This window comes from Virgibacillus carmonensis (genome assembly GCF_057836705.1).
The window spans coordinates 76,337-98,533 of record NZ_JBYQFJ010000012.1; the positions used below are offsets into that span (position 1 = coordinate 76,337).

Sequence of the window (22,197 nt, forward strand, 5' to 3'; positions counted from 1 at the left end):
CTATCATTCACCATACCAAGTAGGTTTTCTTTTCTCTAAAAAAGCTTTTGCTCCTTCATTTAGATCCCTACTTTTAAAATTAATTACTCTTAAAGTATTTAAGTAATCTATCGCTTTTTCATTATCTAACAAGTATGTCTCATTAAAAGCTATTAACCCCATTTTCACTGCAACCGGACTTCTTTCAGCCAATAGCTTTGAAAAAGAAATTACGTCTTTCATAAGCTTCTCATGAGGGACAATATAATTAACAACACCTAGTTCCAGAGCTTCTTGTGCTTCAAAAACCTTTCCAGTTAAGCTTAATTCTATAGTTTTACGTTCTCCTACAACTTTTCTAACTAAAGGGAGGATAACCATTGGAAATAAACCAATATTGATTTCCGTTAAACCAAATCTTGCTTTTTCAGAAGCAAATACAACATGACAAAGACATGCAAGTCCGAATCCTCCCGCCAAAGCATAGCCATTAACTGCACCAATAATTGGTTTGGTGAAATTTGCACCTAAACGAAATAATTCTCCGGTGGTTGATTTACCCTTTTGGTACACAGTCATACTGGACTGGTCTATATTCTCAGTAAATTCCTTTATATCTGCACCAGCACAAAAAGACTTACCACTACCTGTTAATACTATTACTCTAATATCTGGATCATTTTCTGCATCCCTAAGAGCATAGACAAGTTCACGACACAGCTCCTCACTTAATGGATTATTCCTTTTTGGGTCATTTAAGGTTATTATTAATATATGTTCTTCTTTCTCTATTTGAATCATCGAAAACATAGCACCTCCTATTATTTGCATTCTTGATTCTTAGACAGTCGAAAAGATTGGTAACCTACTACCAAGAATAGTTTTAGTTTATTACTATAAATTAATAAATTCTATTTGATTTTAGTAGTTGTTTAGCAATTAGGTTTTTCTGAATTTGCGATGTACCACCACCTATCGCTCCAAACCTTGCCCCTCTGACCATTCTTTCAACAGGATATTCTTTCGTATACCCATAACCCCCATGAAGCTGTAAAGCTTGATTAGTTACTCGAATGGCCATCTCATTTGTAAACAATTTGGCAGTTGAGGCTTCTAATTTATCTGGAAAATCTTTTCCCGCATTTAGTGCTGCACGATATAAAAGTGCTTTACTAGCTTCTATCTCTGTATACATATCTGCAAGCATCCACTGAATACCTTGAAAATCAACAATTTTTTTACCAAATTGTTCTCTTTCCTTTGTATAACTTAAGGCTTCATTAAATGCACCTTCAGCCAAACCTAATGTAATTGCAGGGTTTAAACACCTCTGCGTATTGAAGGCAGTCATTAATTTTTTAAATCCATCCTGTCTCACCAATAGGTTTTCAATAGGAACCTCACAATTTTCAAATACAACTTCCCAGAGGTATTCACCACCCATTGTTTTAAAACTTTGTTTAACATTTAATCCAGGTGTGTCTTTTTCAACAATTAAACAGCCGATTCCTTTATGTCCTGCTTCACCTTCAAATCGAGTAAATAAAATGAAAACATCTGCAACATCTGCTCTACTAATCATCGTTTTAACACCATTAACAATATACTTCCCTTTGCCTAAAATAGCATTTGTTTTCATACTAGCAGCATCTGAACCCACATCTGGTTCTGTAATACAAATCGCTAAAATTTTATCTCCTTTTGCAATACCAGGTAAATATTTCTTCTTTTGATTTTCTGTTCCATAAGCCACAATTGCCTTACTCTGGACCCCAATTTCACCTAAAACTGCCATTGCAGTGATATAACAACCTTTTGCAATTTCTTCTAGTATTAAAACTGCATCCATCACAGTACCATCCGACCCTCCATACTCTTCGGGAATAGAAATACCAAGTATGCCCAAGTCACCTAAAACTTTCATATTTTCAAATGGAAAATCACCAGTTTCCGTTAATTCTGCTGCCTTTTGCTTAAATTTATTCTCTGTTAATTCCCTAACTGTTTTGATAAGCATTTCTTGTTCGTCAGTAAAAGAAACCGTCGTAGTACCTGTCATTTAATTACCTCCTAAAAGTTGAATATCTTTTTCTATGAGTTTTGATCATGTTAGTTTTTTAATTAGATTGGTAACATCGAAAATAGAATTTGCTATATAAACTCCGTTTTGTGTTAAGACATTCACTTTTTCATTGTAACCCCCCTGGCTATTGGATATTAAAGCACCTGCATGCCCCATCGGTACATTCTTAGGAGCAAACCTACCAGCAATAAACCCAATGACAGGTTTACTGATATTTTCTTTAATGTATTCCGCAGCTTCTTCTTCCTCATTTCCTCCAATCTCTCCAATCATCACAATACTACTCGTTTCATTATCACGTTCAAACATTTCTAGTGCATTCAAGAAGCTGAACCCTTTTATAGAATCACCACCAATTCCAACAATGGTAGACTGACCAATTCCATCTTGCTTCATCTGGTAACAGACTTCATATGTTAAAGTACCGCTTTTTCCTACCACACCAACATTACCGGGTAATCCGACAGAATCCGGAATAAATCCAACTTTTGCTCTACCTGGTGTGTAAATTCCTGGTGAACATGGTCCAATTAGAGTGGAATTTGATTTTATTAACCTTTTTTGTAGGCTTAACATTTCGTGTACAGGGATCCCTTCAGTTACACAAACAATTAGCCCAATATCTGCCTCAATACTTTCCCTAATTGCGTTTATCGCATACTTAGGAGGTGCGTAAATAAGAGATAAATCAATAGCTTGATTGTCCATTGCTTGCTTTACTGTATCGTATATAGGCCATTCATTTATTTGTGTACCTCCCTTTTTCGGGACGACACCTGCAACTATCTTGGTATTGTTTTCAGTCATATTTAATGCATGTCTTGTTGCTATTTGACCAGTTAACCCTTGTATTAATACTTTCGTTTCCTGATTAATTAACACACTCAATTAGACTTTCACCCCCTGCGCATTTTTCAATCGCTTTCTTAAGTGAACTTGTTACAAATAACCCTCTCTTTTCCAGAATTTCTTTTGCCTTCTCATAGTTGTTACCTTCTAAACGAATAATCCATTCAACCTTGTTTTCGAAATACACTTGATCTTTAGCTTTAATAAGTAATTCTGCAAATTCTGCCAAGTCTGTTATTCCCGCAAATATACTTACAAAAATATAGTTTAAATTATCAAATTTTTTAAATTCCTCTAATAATATGACCAATCGTGTTGCATCTCCTTTTAATTGGCCTGATCTAACATCAGCAAAATTTATAGGATTAACATTTCTACTTTTCATTTCATCTACAATAGCCATCGATAGACCTGCCCCCGTTGAAAGCAATCCTACATCACCATCCGGGTCTAGCACGACCATGTCGAAACCATACTTTATTTTTAACCAAGATTGCTGATAAGCTTCCGGCGCAGCTAATATAGCTTGTTTGGCATCCTCTTGAATAGTTAATGCATTATCGTCAACATATAAATGAACATCTAAAACTTTTAACTCATCTTTCTTTGTCCATACAAGAGGGTTTATCTCTAGTAACATACAATCGTATTTTAAAAACGAAAGGTATAATTTTTTTAGTAGACTTACGATCGGGGTCCAACGTTCTTTTGGAATGTTGGAACGAGACAATATTTCTACAAGTTTAAATTCTTCTATACCATACTCTATTGAGATACTATATCTAAATAGACTTTTCCCCTCTTTATTTTCTTCTACATCAACACCACCTGCTGAACTAAAAAGAAGCATAATTTCTTTACTATTAGTGTCAAGTGTAAAACTAAGATAATATTCGGTATCAAAAGGTATATGTTCTTCACATAATACAGAATCTACTTTGTTACCTTTGACAAATGTACCCATTTTACTCTTATACCACTTTTCAACCTCTTCCAAAGTATTTGCAACATAAATACCACCTAATTTTCCTCTGCCCCCTATTAAAGTTTGTATTTTCATAACTAGTGGGAAACCAATTTCATTTATTGCTTTAGGTATATTTTCAGCTTCTTTTAATAATAATGATTTTGGTATTTGTAATCCTTCATTTTTTAGAATTGATTTTGCTTTGTACTCAAACAACCTCATAAATCTTATTACCTCCTTCTAAAGGTTCGGGCAATACTAATTGGTATTTTTGATAATCTCTTAAGTCAGAATTTTATTGTTTACTGTAGAAACAATATCTTCAAATGCTTTTCTAATTAAAGTAAGATCATGTCCGAAGGAAATAACTTTCGCACCTTTCAATACCCATTCCTGGACATCATCCGAAAAGTTTGTACTTGTTGGATCAAGTTGTGGGGAAATAGCCAAGCCCTTTTCTGTTGCTAAATCGAAAATCTTTTCTTCGGCTTCTAATACCAAAGGATGGTTTTTTTGGCCTGCCACTCCTAGTGCATTTGATAGATCCCCTCGACCACTTAATACCATGTCAATTCCTGGTACACTCAATATTGCTTCCAAATTCTCAATAGCCTCTAAGCTTTCAATTTGGATAGCCACCATCACTTCTTCATTTGACCATTCTTTAAATACACTTCCACCGACAGTACCATAGCCCGACTTTCTTGGAGATGAGAACATTCCTCGGTTTCCAATTGGTGAAAATTTCGCTGCATCTACGGCAGATTTTGCATCTTTTGCATTGTTAATATCAGGAATAATAACCCCCATTATGCCACTCTCTAAAACACTTGATATTTTTTGCTCATTAAGCTCCAATCTCATAAAAGGTGCTATCCCTTGACACTCTGCAGCACGAACCATATTCTCTATCGTAACCATATCCAAGGGAGCATGTGCCCAGTCTATGCGAACCCAATCCAAACCAGCTAAACCAGCAATCTCTATAATTGTTGGTGAAGGTGTTGCTATATACATGCCGAAAGAAGTTTTACCTGCACGCAACGCTTCCTTTACGGGATTTTTTTTATCAAATTCAAATACCATAAATAATACCTCCATTAAGTTTTTACTATTTTTGCAGAGATACTTTCCTACAATTTACTGGATGAAAATTCAACAATCTTTATTCTCTCACCAGGTAAAATTAGAAATATAACAAACAAAGAAAACCATCTCACCACTTAGCTCTCCACATATAATGGTAGTGATAAATTGTTATCTTTACATAAATCTTCCATTACCCTGATAACTCTATCTGGCATTTCTATACTACCTTCCTTTTGATTCAATTTCTTTTTCCACTCAAATTCACCAGGCAAGAAAATATCATGATTTTCATCAATCTTTGGAACAGACTTTACCATATCGATTAATCCATCAGTTCTCTTTTTAAAGTCTTCCAAACTCATAAAAGCCTCTATATCTAAAGAAATTAACAAATGACCATTATTCCTCTTTCCATCTTCATCAATAAGAGGGTTTTGATTGCCAAATTTAGCACCTGAAAGAACACCCGTTAGAATATCAATCATTAAAGTTATGCCATAACCTTTATGTTCTCCTATAGGTAAAATAAGTCCTTCCAACGCTTCTTTAGCATTTGTAGTTGGTTTACCTTCCTTATCTAGTGCCCATCCTATAGGAAGTGGTTCACCAGATAATGCTTTGAGTCGAATCTTTCCTCTAGCTACACTATTTGCCATATCTAAGGTAATGGGATGACCTAAGTTTGTGTTCACAGAAATGGACCATGGATTATTACCTAATACTGCTTTTTTTCCTCCAGTTGGTGCTATTGCGGGTGAAGCATTTGTCATAACTATTCCAATTTGATTATTTGTTGCAGCCATTTCAGAATAGTAAGCAGCAGTTCCAAAATGATTACTACCACTTACACTAACAACTCCTACTCCCTGTTCGTGGCTAGTTTTTATTGCTTCTTGCATCCCATAATAACTAATTACACTTCCTAGACCACCATCACCATAAATTAAGCGGATATTGTTTCCTTTTTCTTCTTTTTCTATATTTGGATTTGGATTAATGTTTCCCCGTTTAATTTGCTTTAGATAAGTTGGCAGTCTATAGAATCCATGTGTGTGAATTCCTTTCTGATCCGCATCTATTAAACTTAATAATAAAATCTCAGCATGTTCTTCTGGAACACCTAAATCTGTTAGAAGTGATTTCCCAAGAGATTTATAGCCGTCAATATTTAACAAATATTTCTTTTCCATACTATAATCTTCCTCCCTCTATAACTAGTTGTTGTTATTCTCTATTTTCCATTACTTTTCGTTTATCCTAAATAGACTTACTTTCTCTTTGTTTTCTACTGGAAGCAATCATGGCGATAATTAATACAACCATAATACCTATAATAATTAGGCTATATTGTCTTGTGAAAAACACAGTTACATCTCCACCCGAAAGACTAATAGTACGGCGAAAGCTAGTCTCTATAATCGGACCTAATATAAAAGCCAAAATAAGGGATGGTAAAGAAAAATCAAGTTTCTTTAAAAAATAAGCAGCAAATCCGGCTATTATTGCGATCCAAACATCAAATATATTCATATATGATGCGTAAACCCCAATTAAAGCAATAAAAAGAATAATTGGAGTTAATATATAATTAGGCATTGTCAACATTCTAGCCCATAATGATGTTGTGTATTTACCCATAAAATACATGGCGATAGTTGCGGCAAGAAATCCCCAAAAAATCCCGTAAATAAGGTTTGGATCTGACTCAAACACCTTAGGGCCCGGCTGAATACCTTGTATTAAAAAGGCACCTAAAATAACTGCAGTTGAAGGTGAACCAGGAATCCCCAAAGTTAAGAGTGGTACAAGGGCTCCCCCAACCGCTCCGTTATTCGCAGCTTCTGGTGCAGCAATACCATTTGGTTCTCCTTTCCCAAATTGCTGTGAGTTCTTTGATGATCGTTTTGCTTCTGTATAAGAAAACCAAGAAGCAGGACCAGCACCAAGACCTGGTAGAACCCCAACAAAAGAACCAATAAACGAACCCTTAATAGTGCTCTTAAAAATATATTTAAATTCTTTCCAAGTAATATTTGTTTTTAAATTTTTGTTTTCAGTTACATAACGCTTACGTAATTCCCCAAGCATAAACAACACTTCTGAGACTGCAAACATACCAATAAGAAGCGCCACCATTGAAATTCCTTCTAGTAATGTTAAACTTCCAAACGTAAACCTTGCTGCACCAGTGAACCCGTCCAAACCTATCATTCCTAGCAATAAGCCTAGAAGAACAGAAATCACACTTTTTGGTAAATCCTTACTACTTAGACCTGCAACAAGAAGAAGACCAAGTGTCCCTAGCAAGAAAAATTCAGGATCTCCGAATTTAATAGCTATTTCAGATAAAGGAATTGTTAGTGACATTAAAACTATTGCACCTATAACCCCACCGATTGCTGAGGCAGTTATAGAGTATCCTAATGCTTTTCCAGGCGTACCTTTTCTTGCGAGAGGAAGCCCATCTAGTAATGTTGCAGTTGCTGCCGGAGTACCAGGAACACCTAGTACAATTGAAGAAATTGATCCTCCATATTCAGCTGCCTGGTACACTGCAACAAGCAACAAGATAGCCGGTAACGGCTCTAATGTATAGGTAAAAGGAAGAATTAACGCAATACCTACTGTTGCACCTAGCCCAGGTAGAGCTCCTATTAAGAGACCATATAATGTGCCAATCGTAATAGCGAATAATGCTTCCCATGTTAAAAGAGCGGAAAAATCAATTCCAAATAACTCCATATAATCCCCCCTATTTTGGTTAAAATATAACGCCCAATAATCTATAAAATACTAGATAGGTGAACAAAACTACGGTTAAAGATAATCCTAAGGCTCTGAATAATTTTCTTCTCAACTTTTTGTCATCACTATATATATAAAATAAAGTGGTTAACAGAATAAAAGATAACAAATAAAAATAACCTATTATTTGCCAGAATGCTAGAAATATTACTATTGCTATCATGGTATAAATGACATAACGAAAATTTACCAATTCTACCTTTTCATCCTTTTTTTTCTTTGTTGTAAAGAAACTAACTACACTAGTAATAATGAGTAGAACTGAAACAACCCTTGGGAAGGTAGCAGGGCTAATCGGTTGGTTCGCTTGAAGTGTTGCTAGTTCACTTGAGGAGAAAATAAATAGCAACGCTAACCCAATAAAGGCAACTAATGATATATAAGTGGCTATTTTATAGCTCAATTTAAACCCTCCACTCTTAAATTTTAAAACTAATGTCTAAGGAGAAAACTTTTATATTCCCCTTAGACATTAGAAAAATGTTTATTTAAACTTCTCAAATAACTCTTTACCATCTTCATAATACGTATTAAATATTTTTTCAAACTCTTCGCCTGACCTGAAATAGATATCTTGGTTAGTCTTCTCTGCATATTCTTTAAACTCATCGGTTTCAGACACTTTCTTCAAAACCTCAGTAATTTTTTCTATTGCTTCAGGTGGAGTACCAGGCTTAACGAAATAACCCCTCCAAATCAACTCATCATCAATTCTCTTTAAACCCATCTCCTTGAAAGTAGGTACATCTGGGTGTTCAGGAATACGTTCAGTACTGCTTACACCAAGCAATCTGAGTTTTCCGGCTTCTACTTGCTGCTGAACAACTTCTCCTGATGAGCCAATGGCGTCACCGTTTCCTCCAAGAATTCTTGTCAATGCTTCAGCACCACCATCATAAGCAACATAATTAAGATCAATTCCACTTCCATCCATAATCTTCAATACAAATACATGATTTGTTCCATTTGTTTGTGAGGAAACAACATCTAGCTCACCAGGATTCTCTTTTGCGTAAGCAACAAACTCTTCATACGTTTTAAAGGGACTATCCGTAGGTACTGCTAAAACTTGATAATTTGATACCATTGATGCAATTGGTTTAATGTCTTTAGGTGTGAAAGGAATTTCCCCAGATGCCATCGTTAGTGGTAACGTGGAAGAGTGATTTAAAATTGTATAGCCATCAGCTTCTTGGTTCGCTACATGGTTAAGAGCAATCGATCCACTTCCACCCGCTTTATTTTCAACAACTACTTTTTGCCCGAAAAATTCTTCCGATATCTTTGCAACTTCTCTAGTCATAATATCTCCTGATCCTCCAGCAGAGAAAGGTACAACCATGTTAATAGTTTTATTTGGGTAGTCGGATTCGGATGAATCTCCACTTGCAACCTCACTTTCATTTGAGTTACATGCCATAAGCACAGCTGTTAATAATATAAAAATTAATATTGAAAACAATGATTGTTTATTTTTCAATTAAAACACTCCTTTAATTAATTTTTAAGAACTTCCTTTTTTCTACAGAAATTAAAAAGTAAAAACGACTAATAAAACATAGCAACGAGGAAACAAATAAACATTGCAAACGATTACAATAACTTGAACATAAATATTAAAATCTATCAGTTTATTAAACCTATAACAAGTGGTAACTAAGTAAGTGCCTCTTTTAATTCTTTTAAGTTAACAACTGAATTTTTATTAGCTACTGCTCCTGTATTTATAACACTATTTATATTTTCAAATGCCTTTTGCATTACAGCTTCCATTGCTTCATTTGTTCCACCGCCAATATGTGGTGTTAGGATAACGTTAGGTAAATTGAGGAGTTTGTGTTCTCGAGTAATTGGCTCCAATTCGAATACATCGAGACCTGCGCCAGTGAGATGACCTGACTTTAGTACTTCGTAAAGCCCTTTCTCATCGATAACACCTCCACGGCATGTATTTATTAGTACGGCTGTTTTTTTCATTTTCCTTAGACGCTCTTCATTCATTAAATGATAAGTGTGATCATTTAACGGTACATGTAAAGAAACAACATCCGATACCTGAATAAGTTGTTCAAGATCCATATACTTCACACCTAACTGCTTTTCTTCTTTTGGCGAAAGTCGATGTATATCATAATAGAATACTTCGCAGTCATACCCCCTTAGAATTCTTTTCACTTCGCGACCAATATTCCCAAATCCAATTAATCCTATCTTTTTATACGATAATTCATAGGATTGATCTCTTAAACCGGTTTTAAGCCACTTTCCTTCATTGACTATCTTATTATGAGCAGTGACTAGATGCTTGAAAATAGACGCCATCAAAACAACGGTATGTTCAGCTACTGAAGTGGAATTTAATCCAACCGTATTAGCAACTGGTATATTCCTTTTTGTTGCTCCTTCAATATCTATATTATTAACGCCTGCACCTAGTTTTTGAATGAAAATACATTTTTTTGCTTCTTTAAGCCAGATTCCAGAAACACCTTTTGTAAACGTTACCAAAATATTTGACGTAGAGATATGACTTTCTCGATCAGTATCATCTTCACAGAAAATCACTTCAGAACCCTCTGTTAAATATTTTTCACTTAATTCTTTCATTCTTTCTGAGATTTTATCCATTATGAGTACTTTACTGTTTTCCATCAAAGTTCCCCCCCCTTATTAAGATAAAGTTTAAAACATAATTCATAAAATCGGTCGATCATGTACGATAATTACTTTACAAACTAACTGTAAATGCTATCCTACTAAAACTTTACAATAGTTGTACAAATTTTTGAAATATTTTTCTCTTATAACTAACAATAACTAATTTTTATGGAGAAAAGATCTAGACAGTAGCTTCTAATTTCTAATAAGATTTATATCCTGCTTAACATATTTAGCAGCTGATATACCTGCTTGTCTTCCGAATACCGCGCCAGACATTAGACCAGAACCCCCAGGGTAATTGTCATAAAAGATACCCCCAACCATTTCACCAGCAGCAAAAAGTCCCTTTAAATGTTTATTCTCTTTAGTTAACACATGACTTTCTGCATTGACACGAAGTCCTCCAAATGCAAAGGTTATTCCACAAGTGATAGGGTATGCATAGAATGGGCCTTTTTCCAACTTCAATGCCCAGTTTGTTTTAGGGGGAGTTATTCCTTTTGTTCCCTTACCATCTTTTTCAGTTGGATTGTAGACACCTTCCTGCACAGCTTCGTTGTACTCTACTATTGTCTTCAAAAATGTGTTTCTATCAACCGGTAACTTTTCTATCAATTCATCCATTCTATCAGCTTGATAACATGTTGCTTCTTCAAGATTATATTCTTTTCTTAACATTGTTCTTACTTGCTCATCAAAGATTTGATATGCAACTTGTCCTGGTTGTTTCAAGATTTCTCTACCATACTTTGCATAGGTATAATTTCGAAAATCTGCGCCTTCATCAACAAATCTTTTACCGTCTTTATTTAACATAATCCCTAATGGATAAGAGTGTTTTTTAAAAATATCACCAGGTTTTTTAAAATCACCTACTTTAGGTGCAAGATAATCTGTCCCAATTGAATGGCAACCTGACCATTGTCCATAAGTTTGAGCTCCTACTTCCAATGCCATTGAAATCCCATCACCAGTATTAAACTCTGTTCCCCTCACAATAGCTTTTGACCATTCCTCACCCAAATTCTTTTTTCTCATTTCTTTGTTTGCTTCAAAACTACCGCAGGCTAGAATTATGCTACTAGTAGATACTTCAATTTCTTTCCCTTTTTGTTCTACAATTACAGCGTTAATTTTTTTATTTTTTTTATTTAATTTTGTTGCTCTAGATTCATACCAAATATCAATTCCTAAATCTTTAGCCCGATTGTTTAGTGCTTTAATCAAACCTATACCTTTATTATGAGTTTTAACTGGGAGCCCACCCCAAAATTGTCTTTTGCCATCTTTTTCAAAAGACTGATTATCATAAATCAATTCAAAGGTAACTCCTTGATCTCTCATCCAGGCTATTGTGGAGTAAGACTCCGTCACTACCTTTTTTGCTAACTCAGAATTACTCTTATTATTCGTTACTCTCATTAAGTCAGCGTAGTAATCTTCCTCTCCATACTCAGGCATTACAATCTTTGATGCCTCTTGATCAGTGATCGTGGGTATAACGTCTCTTATATCACCGAGCCCATTGTAAGCAAATCGAATACCTCCATCTGTAAAGAATGAATTACCTCCTCTTTTATGGAAAGGACCTTTCTCTAAAACTAATACACTAATTCCTTGTTCTCGTGCTGAAATAGCAGCGCATAGTGCTGCATTACCAGCACCAACAACAACCAAGTCATATCGATTCGCGTGAATTTCATGGGTCATTATATTTCTCCTTTCTTTTGTCTAAATCTCTTTAACAACATGTTAATTTCGTAAAGTTGTATACTAGCAGCAGTATTTAATAGGTTGTTTAAAAATTGATGATTTTGGTAGTGCCTTTTCATTCCTTTACTGGAAACCACGGTGGTAAAATTCTATTTGATCAGTATCAAGTAAATCACCAGTATACTCCTATATTTCTTAATCTCCTTTCATCTGTGGAGTGAAAAATCGCAAAATATAACCTTGTTTCTTTTTTTATTATATATTAGTCTGAATTATTGGGAAAATACAATTACGTTATTATGAATAATAACATATGGTTATAACACCCATCGTTAGATTTACATCCATCATCAAAGGTAAGCCGAAAGTGCAGATTCACTTCTCTTAAATATTCATGAGAAAGTAACTGCCAGCAGCTTTGAACATAAAATTAATATGGAGATTATTATAGGATTTGCAGCCTAAAAAATTGAGCTATTAAAGGCTTACACAAAAATTTTTACATAGGGTTGCCAAGTTATGGAAAATCGTTAGATTAGCTATTTCAGGAGATATTGGAGAAATTTGGAACGGACAGCGTATTATAAAATTACTATAAATATCTGCTTCCAGACATAAAAAACTCTGGAAAGATACTTCCCCTCCAGAGTTTCTACAAGAACAAGCATTTATTTCGCCTTATTCACATACTGACGCTTATAACAGCATACCTGCTCAAATCGCTTCCGGCTCTTTTGAAGTGGCTTGTCACTAATGCTAAGTGTCTTTTTACACAAAGTTTACCTCTTATTAATACTCAGTTAATAAAACGAAACTATACTAAAGATGAACAGATGACTAACTGAAAAAAATAAATAGTGAAATTAGGAGGAATGTTAAAAATGCTTAATTTTGCACACAGGGGTTCCCTTACAGAAGCCCCTGAAAATACGTTACCCGCAATGGAAAAGTCTGTCCAACATAATGTGAAAGGAATAGAGTTAGATGTTCAACTTACGAAAGATAATCGTTTAATCGTAGTTCATGATCATTGCCTTTCACGGTATAATAAAAATGCATTAGGGTTTATTAAGGATTACACACTTGAAAAAATCAAAAAAATAGACGTAGGATCTTCTTTTTCAAAAAAATATGAAGGTGTCACTCTAGCTACACTAGAGGAAGTTCTACAAATGCTACCACAAGATATAGTATTAAATATTGAGATTAAGAATAGCCCAATTGTTTATGAAGGAATTGAAGATATTCTTATAGATTGTTTGCAACAATATAATCGTCTAGACAATGTTTTAATTTCTTCCTTTGATCACGCAGCATTAAAAAAAGTGCATAATAGAGAACCAAATTTGAAACTGGGATTACTTTTGAATCATAAATTCCCTAAACCATGGATATACGCTAAAAACTGCGGCATGACTATCACTAGCATTCACCCGTATGTAAAACATACAAATAGAAAACTAGTTGATGAGTCCCATAAATTAGGGTATAAAGTTTATCCTTACACTGTCAACAAAGTTAAAACATATAACCGTTTAATGAACATCGGAGTTGATGGTGTCTTTTCAAACAACCCCGAAATATTCGCGCAAGCTATTAGTAGCAATCAGAAAAAGTCAGTCAAGATTAGTTAATAAGATTGCAAACTGCACGTGAGAGATATCATGCTTGCTTCTATATTTAATATAGATGGATAGTCACTTTAACTTCAGCTGCAGCTGAAGTTTTCTTTGTAAACCATTATTCGGTTTCGTTCCTTTTTCCGTTTTTTATAATATTCGACTTTTGTAAATTATTAGTAATAAGGTTGAAGGTTCTTTTAAATTAATTATAATTAGGTAGAACACGTTAAGAGGATTATTTCAAAAAATAATAGAATGAAATATATATAATAACTCTCTTCTATAAGGCTTGGTTAATATACATATGGATGCGATTTTAAATGTGATTTTAGCGGGAGGATTGAAATGGAATACGTAGCACTAGTAGTTTGTTTTGTTGTTTCGATAATAATAACACCATTTGTAAGAAATCTAGCAATTACGATTGATGCTGTAGATCAACCAAATGATAGAAAGGTTCATACGAATGTAATGCCAAGATTAGGTGGCTTAGCTATTATTTTCAGCTCTTTGTTAGGTATATTTTTTTTCTTGCCAGACACTTTAGTGGCCTTGCCGATTTTAGCGGGCGCCACCATCATAACATGTATAGGCGTGTTAGATGACTTGATCGGATTAACAGCAAAATTCAAGCTTTCTGGACAACTATTAGCCGCAGTTGTTACCGTTATCGGTGGGGTTCAAATTGAATTTATCACTCTACCATTTGGTGATAAAATAGAATTCGGGTATCTTGCTATCCCGTTAACAATTATTTGGATTGTAGGAATTACTAATGCTATTAATCTAATTGATGGATTAGATGGTCTCGCAGCAGGAGTATCCTCCATTGCGTTAATAACAATCTCAGGAATGGCTATTTCAATGGGAAGTATGTTTATCGCAACGATAGGATTGGTTGTATTAGGTAGTACATTAGGATTTCTTTTTTATAACTTTCACCCCGCAAAGATTTTCATGGGTGATACAGGAGCACTGTTTTTAGGATATATGATTAGTGTATTAGCTGTTATGGGGTTATTTAAAAATGTAGCCTTATTTTCACTTATTGTCCCTCTTCTTATTCTAGCTGTTCCAATACTGGATACAATCTTTGCTGTTATTCGTCGTATTTTACTACGAAAACCACTAGCCGTGGCAGATAAATTACACTTACATCATTGTTTACTAAAATTGGGATTCACCCACAGCCAGACAGTTATTTCAATTTATGCGATGAGCGGTTTCTTCAGTATTGCCGCGGTTATCTTAACCCGCACAACCTTATGGGGATCTACATTTATTATTGTTACTTTACTTATAACAATCGAGTTAATAGTTGAAGTCACCGGATTAATTGGAGAAAATTATCGTCCAGTTCTACGCTTTATGCAAGGGACTAAATCTAAAAAATAAAGTGGAAAAGACCCACCTTCATTGACGTAAGGTAGGTCTTTTCCACTTTTACTCATCCACTAAAAATAATACTAGTATAAAAGACTGGAGATAGTATGGATAAAAGTATTAAAAATAAAAGTTTAGACGAAATTCAATTAGCACGTGCGTTTGCTATTCTTGCTGTATTAATCGTTCATTCCACATCAAGCGGTGTGACCAGTATACCAACAGATTCGTTTTTATTTCCGATATATAATTTTCTCAACATTGCTGGCAAACTAGGTACACCTGCATTTATTATGTTGAGCAGTTTTGTATTATTTTACAATTATTATCCACGAGTAACAAATTGGACGTTAATGAAAAAGTTCTATATGAAACGTTTACAGTTTATATTAATTCCATATATTTTATTCTCTATCATTTATTTTGCTATAAAATGGTATATTTATTATGACTATCCCAGTCTATCAGTTGCATTGAATAAGTTTTTGACCTTATTGGCTTTGGGAAAAGCACATCCCCATCTTTACTTTGTTTTTATTAGTGTGCAGTTATATATACTTTTTCCCTTCCTGTTGATTATGTTTAAGAAATTGCCTTTCTTAAGAAAGAATGCGATTTGGATAGGGATACTGCTTCAGTGGATATGGGTTATTCTGAACAAAAACTATTTTCATATTACACTGAAAGGATCCATTTCATTATCGTATTTATCCTTTTATTTCGTTGGGGCATTCCTGGGTATTTATTACGTTGAAATTAGAAAGAAAATGAAGAACCAACCTTATAAGGACAAATTAATACTACCCCTATTTATTGGTTATGGCGCTTTGGTAATCTTATATGCAGGTTTTATGTATCTTATAAGAATAAATGTGTATTCGGAAGTAGCAGTTCAGCTTCCACAAATAGTAACCAGTTATCTTGCTGAGTTCACTTGGGCGAATTATGCTTTGTTCGCAGGATTGGTAATATTTTATCTTGCACATGTAGCAAATAAAAAATTCAGCGATAAGACAAAAACGTTGTTCATGGAGATAGGTGCTGCTTCCTTTGGTATATATCTTATTCATCCATTATTTTTAATGCTATTCAGGGGAATCCTTTCTTCAGGTAGCCCGGTACTTTATCATAGCTGGCAAGTAATAACATTTATTCTAATTGGTACCTTAAGTTGGTTAGTCGTTAGAATCACTTATTATTGGATGCCACATTACTGGATTATTTTCGGTAAACTTCCTGATCGGCAAAAATTAAATAACGTGAAAAAAAAGAGACCATAAAAAACAGGTCACTGAAAAAGTGGTGGATTTTAAAAATTCAATTGTTCAACTTAACTTTGCATCTCGAATATACGTAGTCTCCTGCGGGAAGCAAGAGATCGGCGAGACCCCGCAGGACGGCAGTCCGAGGAGGCTTGACACTCACCCGCGGAAAGCGTAGTATATTCGAAGATGCGATGGTAGATCCATATATTTTGTCTATATTTAACTTTTTCAGTGGCCTCATAAAAAATGGTCTCTTTTTTGAGTTAAGTTAACCTACACTCAAAGTAGAAGTCTATTAGCTCTTTGAAAACAACTCTAAAGCTAACTTTGGAGTTCCCATTGCTTCTCTTTGATATTGTTTCGCTTTGTTTTTAAGTAATTCACGTTGTACGATCTCATTTATGAAAATACGATTAACCTTGTCAAGAATTAATCCTCCATCCCAATCATCATTAACTACATGACAGGCTACTGGCTGTTCAAAAATAGATGCAAAAGCATCAATTTTAGGATCATACGATATAGCGACGAATGGGACATTGTTAACAGCAGCAAAAATAAGAGAATGTAGTCGCATTCCAATTAATAATTTTGATTGACCAATTATAGACATTTTCTCTTCAGTAGATAAATCACCAGGAGTTATAATGCTTTTTTGATTCATTAAATCCGTAATATCCTTGGATGCAACCTCATCTTGTTTTCCATGCATAGGGACAAGGACAATAATGTTACCATTTAGAGCTAATTGATCCAAAGAATAAGCAATCTTCTTTTTAAATTCCGTTTTAGTTGGCCAATCCCTGACACTTACAGTTATAAAAGGCTCATTTATCTGTTGGTCTTTCATCCATTTGCTATCAAATGTACTCCCATTAAGACCTAATACCGGATCAGGAACAACAGTGATAGAATTCTTAACACCGATTTTTTCCAAAAGAGCTTTTGAATCCCCATCGCGGACAGTAATAGTACCAACGCTATTTAATGTATTTCTGACCAACCGTTTACTAAGACCCTTTTTTATAGGTCCCATTCCTTGTGAATAGATGAATACAGGTTTTTTGTACCATTTAGCGATTTTCATTATGCCAGTATAGTACGGAATGGATTTGATCCCAGTTTCATCCTGTAAAAGACTCCCACCTCCACTTATAAGGCCATCTGCTTCTTTTATCACATGTGTGATTTCTCTTATGTTCCATCTATTTACCGCGTCAACGTGATAGGTTTCTTTCGTTGACGCAGGGTTGTTTGAAAGTATGGTAATCTTTAATTCTGGATTTAATTCTCTCAGCGCCTGAATAATAGAGAGTAATATTGCTTCGTCTCCCACATTCCCAAAGCCGTAATAACCAGATAATACAACGTGCATCAGGACCACCTCGTTTTAATATATTTAGGAATGTACAGGAGACAGACTTTAACTAAATAAATGAGAAATAGACCAATGATATAACCTATTACGATACTATAGGCTGTTCGTAATAAAGAAATATATAACGGGATGTGGAAATGTGTGAATGTGTTCATGATTGATAAAAATCCTATTATTCCAGGGATGAGTAAGAATCTCCCCCACTTTTTACTAATGCCCATTGTATAAAGAGCCACCATATAAATAGGAAAACCAATCAAAAATTCTTTTGTCCTTGGTCTTACATATAATGCTTCTAATTTATGACGTATCAGTAATTCCAGTTCACTGACTGACCCCGTATTACCTGTCCGGTTAATATAATAAAAGGCAACAAATCCAATGAAAATGATGACTATGATGTGCCAATACTTCACTGGGGACCTTAAGATATTAATTGCCCTTTCAGCATTCATAGGATCGTATCGTTTACTTAACACTAAATAAAATAGTAAAAACAAAATGGGAGCGATGTAAACTAACTTAACCCCCCTGAATAATTCACTCCCTGTAATAAATGCATTTCCATTCAATAGACTCAATACGATGGCAATACCAACAAAACTTATTCCGATGGCTTTTGCATATCGACTTGTAATCCCCCTGATATTGGTGGTCCCATCACTAGAGGAGATGATGGCATAAATCGGCGTAATAACGGCAATTACCAATGCAAAAGCTTTTAAAAACAATAGATTTTGTAAAAGGAAATAAGATGCTGCCAGTAAAAACATGAATACAACTGAAGCTATTCTTATCTTTTTTTTATTCATAACCTCTGCTGCTATAAAAGTGAATAAGATACCTGCTAAAAGTGCGACAGCTTTAATCCAGTCAGGTGCGTATAGTTGCTTGAAAGGTTCTGGTGTACCAAGAGTGAATTGGCTAGGCATTTCTTCATTTACTGTTTCTATAAAAGCAGAAGCGCTTTCCAAGCTTTCCACTGCTTCGCCTTTTGGTAAGTGAAAAAAAATAGTCCGTATGTTACGTTCTTTTACAGCTCTGACTGCTCGATCAACACTCTCCTTGAAAGGTTCGTTACCAAGAGTTAAACTATGGAGTCTAATGATATCGTAATTCAATTCCCTAGCAACTGTCTGGATAGCTTTTTGGTTAACAAATTCTATTGTATAAAAACCATAGCCAGCTTCGTTGAGTTGTTTAGTCCATTTTTCAACCTTTTGAAGGTTCGGATACCCGATTACTTCTTGACCTGAAAACAAAAGATTAGAAACATCCTCATCTTTCAAATCAATCAACCTTTTAATTGTACGTTCGTTAATCGCACTATTTGTTACCTCACCATCTGTCGTTTCGTTCGTTACATTCTCAACCCTTAACATATAGTTAAGATTATGTTGTTTTACTTGTTTGATAGTTTTCTTATCGTATCCAATGTTAGATTTACGCAACGTGCCATCTTCATCAGGAATAAAATATAGGGATTGATCGTTACTCGTTACCTTAATTGGATCAAAGTTCTCATTTATTTTATCAACGTAATACGGATCTTTCGGTATTGTCATATAAAATCCATTTTGTTTCTGTTTGTAATCATCTTTTTGCTTACTAAAGATCAAGATTTTTTCCAGTTCTTCTTGACCATATATAGTGATTATTTCTTGCTTTTCCAACGTGTCTAATGTGATGGGGCTTATACTTACTGTATGTAACCCAGACTCTTTCAAAGAAAAAAGTGCTTGATTTATCGTTATAGCGCTATCTGCTGTTATACTAACTATTTCCTGATAAGGGGCGACTAGTTCATATGTGTTATTTTTAACCTCTGTCTGCCATCTGTCATATAATCCTGGTAGAGAGATGAGTACTAATAAAACAATAATAATCCAAAGCCATTGGCGCTTAATCAATATTATTTCATTCCCTTCTAAACACTTCTTTTATAAAAGTTTATTCATCAATTTCCCAACATAAGGCAGATTTCTGATTGAATTGTTATCTATTACCTTCATTAAATATAGTTGTATAAAATAGAATCCACTTCCGAAGAGAATTGCTATGATCACATAAGACATTGCTTGGATTCTTGTCCAATGCTCCAAACTTAAGAACAAAGTTGGAATTCCGATAAACGCGCCCATTGTAAATGAAGCGAAAATCATCTTGAATGTCTCGACATTGGCAATTTTAAATGACAACTGTTTAAAAATATAAAAGCTGTTTATAGCAAACAAGATGACATAAACAAATAATGTCGAAAATGCTGCGCCATTTAATCCGAATAGCTGTATGAAATAAATGTTCGAAAAAGTCTTTAACACAACGCCAACTATAATTATAATTGCTGCCCGATTAGCTAAATTCATTCCTTGTAAAATCCCTGTACCTAATATAGTCAACGAGGTAAACACTGAACTAAAACCTAAAATTGCAAGTGTTGAGCTACCTTCTAAATTTGTAAATAATGCCAGATTTAGTGGTAATGTCAAGGCTAGAAGACCCGTCGCAGCTGGCCAGGAAGTAAGATGCGTTACCCTATACGTCTTTTCGATAACTTCACGTGTCTTGCTGTAATTTTTCGCTGTTAGTCTAGTTGTAATCAATGGAATTAAAGGAAGAACGATAGAGGTAGCAAGTACAGTTGCAATTTGTACCAAAGAAAGACCGCGTCCATATATTCCATATAAATAATTAATAGTACTTGTTTCAATCCCTGCAGTCTTCAATCCATAAGAGATGGTGAAAGAATCAACGAAATTCAATAATGCCATTGTAATTGTGCCAATAGCTATAGGAATGGACACTTTTAATATTGTTTTACTCCAGTTAGTAAATGTCTGGTAAGAATACTTTTCAACTGATGGTAACTTTATATGAGATCGATTATATTTTATTCGTAGATAAAGAAGAGAAACAATTGCCCCAACAACTGAACCAGCCATGACACCTCCAGCTACAATTTCATTGGAGAAGTCTTTACTTACTAAATAATAGGCAACGAATAGAATGAATCCGACCCTGACAAATTGTTCGATTACTTGCGAAATTGCGGTAGGTCTCATATCTTCAAAGCCTTGGAAGAAGCCTCGATAAACAGCCATGTATGGAGCGACTAATAAAGTTCCACCCACAACTATAAGAGCAATCCGCGTTCCCGGCCCTCCCAATGCAGCAGCCATTGATGAGGAAAAACTGTATAGTAACGAAAAACTTATAACACCGAATAAAATAGCTAAAATGCTTGCTGTTATATATATATCCCTGATAGTTGTACGGTCGTTTTTTGACCTGGATTCTGCGATAAGCTTAGAAATAGCAATAGGTATACCTGCCACAGACAAAATTAAAGCTACCATATAAACAGGATACACAAGACTGAATATACCAAGTACTTCATCCCCGGCAATGTTCTGTAGTGGGATACGGAATATACTTCCTAATAGCTTTGAAAGCAAAGTGGCAACAGATAAAATTAATGTACTTTTTACAAATGTTGACTTACTCATAAAGATCCCTTTACTTTCTGTTTGATAATGTGAATGGAAAAACGCGGGAGTGCTAATGCGCGCTTCCACCTACTAGGTTGATTTGCTATACGATATAACCACTCTAAGTTTAATTTCCGCCAAAAAGTTGGCGCCCGTTGCACCGTTCCAGCAATCACATCAAAACTTCCACCAACACCAATGAATACGCCTTGTTTAAATGTTGACTGGTTTTCAGAAATCCATTTTTCCTGTCGTGGAACTCCTAATGCCACAAAGGTAAGATCAGGCTTTAAATTTGATATATTTTTTGCAATATCATTGTGTTTCCAATCAAAAAAACCATCATGAAAACCGACAATTTCCACACCAGGATAGTCATTTGCAATGTTATCTCTAGCCTTCTGTACAATTTCTTTTTGACCACCAAGCAAAAAAACTTTATATTGTTTTTCGTTGGCTATTTCTAATAACTGCATCATCGTATCGTACCCTGTTACGCGCCCTGGCAAGGGATCATTAAGCAGTTGAGCCGCCTTAACTATACCGATTCCGTCAGCTGTTATATAAGTAGCGTCATGAACAAGCTTCATAAAATTTATATCTTCATGGGCTTTCATTACAACTTCAGGATTTGCAGTTATAACAAATGTCTTTTCATTTAACCGGATATGTTTATCCAGTAATGAAATGAAAGACTTTTGATCTATATGTAAAAACGGAACACCCATAATAGTTACTTGTTTCATAAGGTAATTTAACTCCTTTAAAATCAAACATCAACACAGTTAATGATATAATAAACACTAGGAAGTAACAATCCATTCTGTGTTAATTTTCTGTAAATTTAATGTAAATCCCGTTAACTATCGAGAATTAATAATAGAATTCTTAACAACTTTAATAAATCAACAGCAG

General features: G+C 34.7%; 18 protein-coding genes. 3 read left to right on the forward strand and 15 right to left on the reverse strand.

Annotated features, from left to right (window positions below; translation table 11 throughout):
- Window positions 1-3: 3 nt before the first annotated feature.
- The 11 genes from AC3G7N_RS11470 to tcuA form a co-directional block, all read right to left on the reverse strand.
- Window positions 4-780 carry an enoyl-CoA hydratase/isomerase family protein gene (locus AC3G7N_RS11470; protein ID WP_489422289.1) on the reverse strand — a complete coding sequence of 259 codons (777 nt, stop codon included), beginning with the start codon at window positions 778-780 and terminating at the stop codon, window positions 4-6.
- 100 nt (window positions 781-880) lie between these two features.
- The gene (locus tag AC3G7N_RS11475; protein ID WP_489422290.1) at window positions 881-2,038 is read right to left on the reverse strand and encodes an acyl-CoA dehydrogenase family protein; all 1,158 of its coding nucleotides are present in this window, start codon (window positions 2,036-2,038) and stop codon (window positions 881-883) included.
- A 45-nt stretch (window positions 2,039-2,083) separates the two neighbouring features.
- Window positions 2,084-2,944, reverse strand: coding sequence for a succinate--CoA ligase subunit alpha (gene sucD, locus AC3G7N_RS11480; protein WP_489422313.1), 861 nt, complete (start codon window positions 2,942-2,944; stop codon window positions 2,084-2,086).
- Complete coding sequence (locus AC3G7N_RS11485) at window positions 2,934-4,100, reverse strand: ATP-grasp domain-containing protein (protein WP_489422291.1); 1,167 nt, start codon at window positions 4,098-4,100, stop codon at window positions 2,934-2,936. The genes sucD and AC3G7N_RS11485 overlap by 11 nt, the downstream gene beginning before the upstream one ends.
- Window positions 4,101-4,160: 60 nt before the next feature.
- Complete coding sequence (locus AC3G7N_RS11490) at window positions 4,161-4,964, reverse strand: HpcH/HpaI aldolase family protein (protein ID WP_489422292.1); 804 nt, start codon at window positions 4,962-4,964, stop codon at window positions 4,161-4,163.
- Window positions 4,965-5,101: 137 nt separating this feature from the next.
- Window positions 5,102-6,157, reverse strand: a complete 1,056-nt coding sequence (locus tag AC3G7N_RS11495; protein ID WP_489422293.1) for an Ldh family oxidoreductase — start codon at window positions 6,155-6,157, stop codon at window positions 5,102-5,104.
- A 67-nt stretch (window positions 6,158-6,224) separates the two neighbouring features.
- Window positions 6,225-7,709, reverse strand: a complete 1,485-nt coding sequence (locus tag AC3G7N_RS11500; RefSeq protein ID WP_489422294.1) for a tripartite tricarboxylate transporter permease — start codon at window positions 7,707-7,709, stop codon at window positions 6,225-6,227.
- Between the two features lie 19 nt (window positions 7,710-7,728).
- Window positions 7,729-8,175 carry a tripartite tricarboxylate transporter TctB family protein gene (locus tag AC3G7N_RS11505; protein ID WP_489422295.1) on the reverse strand — a complete coding sequence of 149 codons (447 nt, stop codon included), beginning with the start codon at window positions 8,173-8,175 and terminating at the stop codon, window positions 7,729-7,731.
- Window positions 8,176-8,256: 81 nt separating this feature from the next.
- A complete protein-coding gene (locus AC3G7N_RS11510; protein ID WP_489422296.1) occupies window positions 8,257-9,252 on the reverse strand; it encodes a Bug family tripartite tricarboxylate transporter substrate binding protein in 996 nt (331 codons plus the stop codon).
- Between the two features lie 176 nt (window positions 9,253-9,428).
- Window positions 9,429-10,424: a 2-hydroxyacid dehydrogenase gene (locus AC3G7N_RS11515; RefSeq protein ID WP_489422297.1), complete on the reverse strand. Its 996-nt coding sequence runs from the start codon at window positions 10,422-10,424 to the stop codon at window positions 9,429-9,431.
- A gap of 201 nt (window positions 10,425-10,625) precedes the next feature.
- Complete coding sequence (gene tcuA, locus AC3G7N_RS11520) at window positions 10,626-12,143, reverse strand: FAD-dependent tricarballylate dehydrogenase TcuA (RefSeq protein ID WP_489422298.1); 1,518 nt, start codon at window positions 12,141-12,143, stop codon at window positions 10,626-10,628.
- Window positions 12,144-13,027: 884 nt separating this feature from the next.
- On the opposite strand from tcuA, the gene AC3G7N_RS11525 reads away from it, so the two are divergent.
- The 3 genes from AC3G7N_RS11525 to AC3G7N_RS11535 all read left to right on the forward strand — a co-directional run bounded on the left by AC3G7N_RS11525 (window position 13,028) and on the right by AC3G7N_RS11535 (window position 16,431).
- Window positions 13,028-13,780 (forward strand): glycerophosphodiester phosphodiesterase, encoded by a 753-nt coding sequence (locus AC3G7N_RS11525; protein ID WP_489422299.1) that lies wholly within the window; start codon window positions 13,028-13,030, stop codon window positions 13,778-13,780.
- 333 nt (window positions 13,781-14,113) lie between these two features.
- On the forward strand, window positions 14,114-15,163 hold the full coding sequence (locus tag AC3G7N_RS11530) for a glycosyltransferase family 4 protein (RefSeq protein WP_489422300.1): 1,050 nt from the start codon (window positions 14,114-14,116) through the stop codon (window positions 15,161-15,163).
- A gap of 95 nt (window positions 15,164-15,258) precedes the next feature.
- Window positions 15,259-16,431 (forward strand): acyltransferase, encoded by a 1,173-nt coding sequence (locus AC3G7N_RS11535; RefSeq protein WP_489422301.1) that lies wholly within the window; start codon window positions 15,259-15,261, stop codon window positions 16,429-16,431.
- 280 nt (window positions 16,432-16,711) lie between these two features.
- Here AC3G7N_RS11535 and csaB read toward each other — a convergent pair whose 3' ends face one another.
- Genes csaB through AC3G7N_RS11555 form a run of 4 tightly spaced genes read right to left on the reverse strand, consistent with a single transcriptional unit; the run spans window position 16,712 to window position 22,028 of the window.
- Window positions 16,712-17,791 (reverse strand): polysaccharide pyruvyl transferase CsaB, encoded by a 1,080-nt coding sequence (csaB, locus tag AC3G7N_RS11540; protein ID WP_489422302.1) that lies wholly within the window; start codon window positions 17,789-17,791, stop codon window positions 16,712-16,714.
- Window positions 17,791-19,704 carry a DUF5693 family protein gene (locus tag AC3G7N_RS11545; protein ID WP_489422303.1) on the reverse strand — a complete coding sequence of 638 codons (1,914 nt, stop codon included), beginning with the start codon at window positions 19,702-19,704 and terminating at the stop codon, window positions 17,791-17,793. Before AC3G7N_RS11545 ends, csaB begins: the two co-directional genes overlap by 1 nt.
- A 30-nt stretch (window positions 19,705-19,734) precedes the next feature.
- Window positions 19,735-21,300 (reverse strand): putative polysaccharide biosynthesis protein, encoded by a 1,566-nt coding sequence (locus AC3G7N_RS11550; protein WP_489422304.1) that lies wholly within the window; start codon window positions 21,298-21,300, stop codon window positions 19,735-19,737.
- Window positions 21,297-22,028, reverse strand: a complete 732-nt coding sequence (locus AC3G7N_RS11555) for a WecB/TagA/CpsF family glycosyltransferase (protein ID WP_489422305.1) — start codon at window positions 22,026-22,028, stop codon at window positions 21,297-21,299. The genes AC3G7N_RS11550 and AC3G7N_RS11555 overlap by 4 nt, the downstream gene beginning before the upstream one ends.
- Window positions 22,029-22,197: the final 169 nt, after the last annotated feature.

What these genes read in the sequence shown, in the direction of transcription:
- AC3G7N_RS11485 (WP_489422291.1), bottom strand. Translation starts at nt 4,100, where the DNA reads ATGAGGTTGTTTGAGTACAAAGCAAAATCAATTCTAAAAAATGAAGGA.
- tcuA (WP_489422298.1), bottom strand. Translation starts at nt 12,143, where the DNA reads ATGACCCATGAAATTCACGCGAATCGATATGACTTGGTTGTTGTTGGT.
- AC3G7N_RS11530 (WP_489422300.1), top strand. Translation starts at nt 14,114, where the DNA reads ATGGAATACGTAGCACTAGTAGTTTGTTTTGTTGTTTCGATAATAATA.
- AC3G7N_RS11535 (WP_489422301.1), top strand. Translation starts at nt 15,259, where the DNA reads ATGGATAAAAGTATTAAAAATAAAAGTTTAGACGAAATTCAATTAGCA.
- csaB (WP_489422302.1), bottom strand. Translation starts at nt 17,791, where the DNA reads ATGCACGTTGTATTATCTGGTTATTACGGCTTTGGGAATGTGGGAGAC.
- AC3G7N_RS11500 (WP_489422294.1), bottom strand. Translation starts at nt 7,709, where the DNA reads ATGGAGTTATTTGGAATTGATTTTTCCGCTCTTTTAACATGGGAAGCA.
- AC3G7N_RS11470 (WP_489422289.1), bottom strand. Translation starts at nt 780, where the DNA reads ATGATTCAAATAGAGAAAGAAGAACATATATTAATAATAACCTTAAAT.
- AC3G7N_RS11495 (WP_489422293.1), bottom strand. Translation starts at nt 6,157, where the DNA reads ATGGAAAAGAAATATTTGTTAAATATTGACGGCTATAAATCTCTTGGG.
- AC3G7N_RS11515 (WP_489422297.1), bottom strand. Translation starts at nt 10,424, where the DNA reads ATGGAAAACAGTAAAGTACTCATAATGGATAAAATCTCAGAAAGAATG.
- AC3G7N_RS11490 (WP_489422292.1), bottom strand. Translation starts at nt 4,964, where the DNA reads ATGGTATTTGAATTTGATAAAAAAAATCCCGTAAAGGAAGCGTTGCGT.
- AC3G7N_RS11475 (WP_489422290.1), bottom strand. Translation starts at nt 2,038, where the DNA reads ATGACAGGTACTACGACGGTTTCTTTTACTGACGAACAAGAAATGCTT.
- AC3G7N_RS11555 (WP_489422305.1), bottom strand. Translation starts at nt 22,028, where the DNA reads ATGAAACAAGTAACTATTATGGGTGTTCCGTTTTTACATATAGATCAA.
- AC3G7N_RS11550 (WP_489422304.1), bottom strand. Translation starts at nt 21,300, where the DNA reads ATGAGTAAGTCAACATTTGTAAAAAGTACATTAATTTTATCTGTTGCC.
- AC3G7N_RS11525 (WP_489422299.1), top strand. Translation starts at nt 13,028, where the DNA reads ATGCTTAATTTTGCACACAGGGGTTCCCTTACAGAAGCCCCTGAAAAT.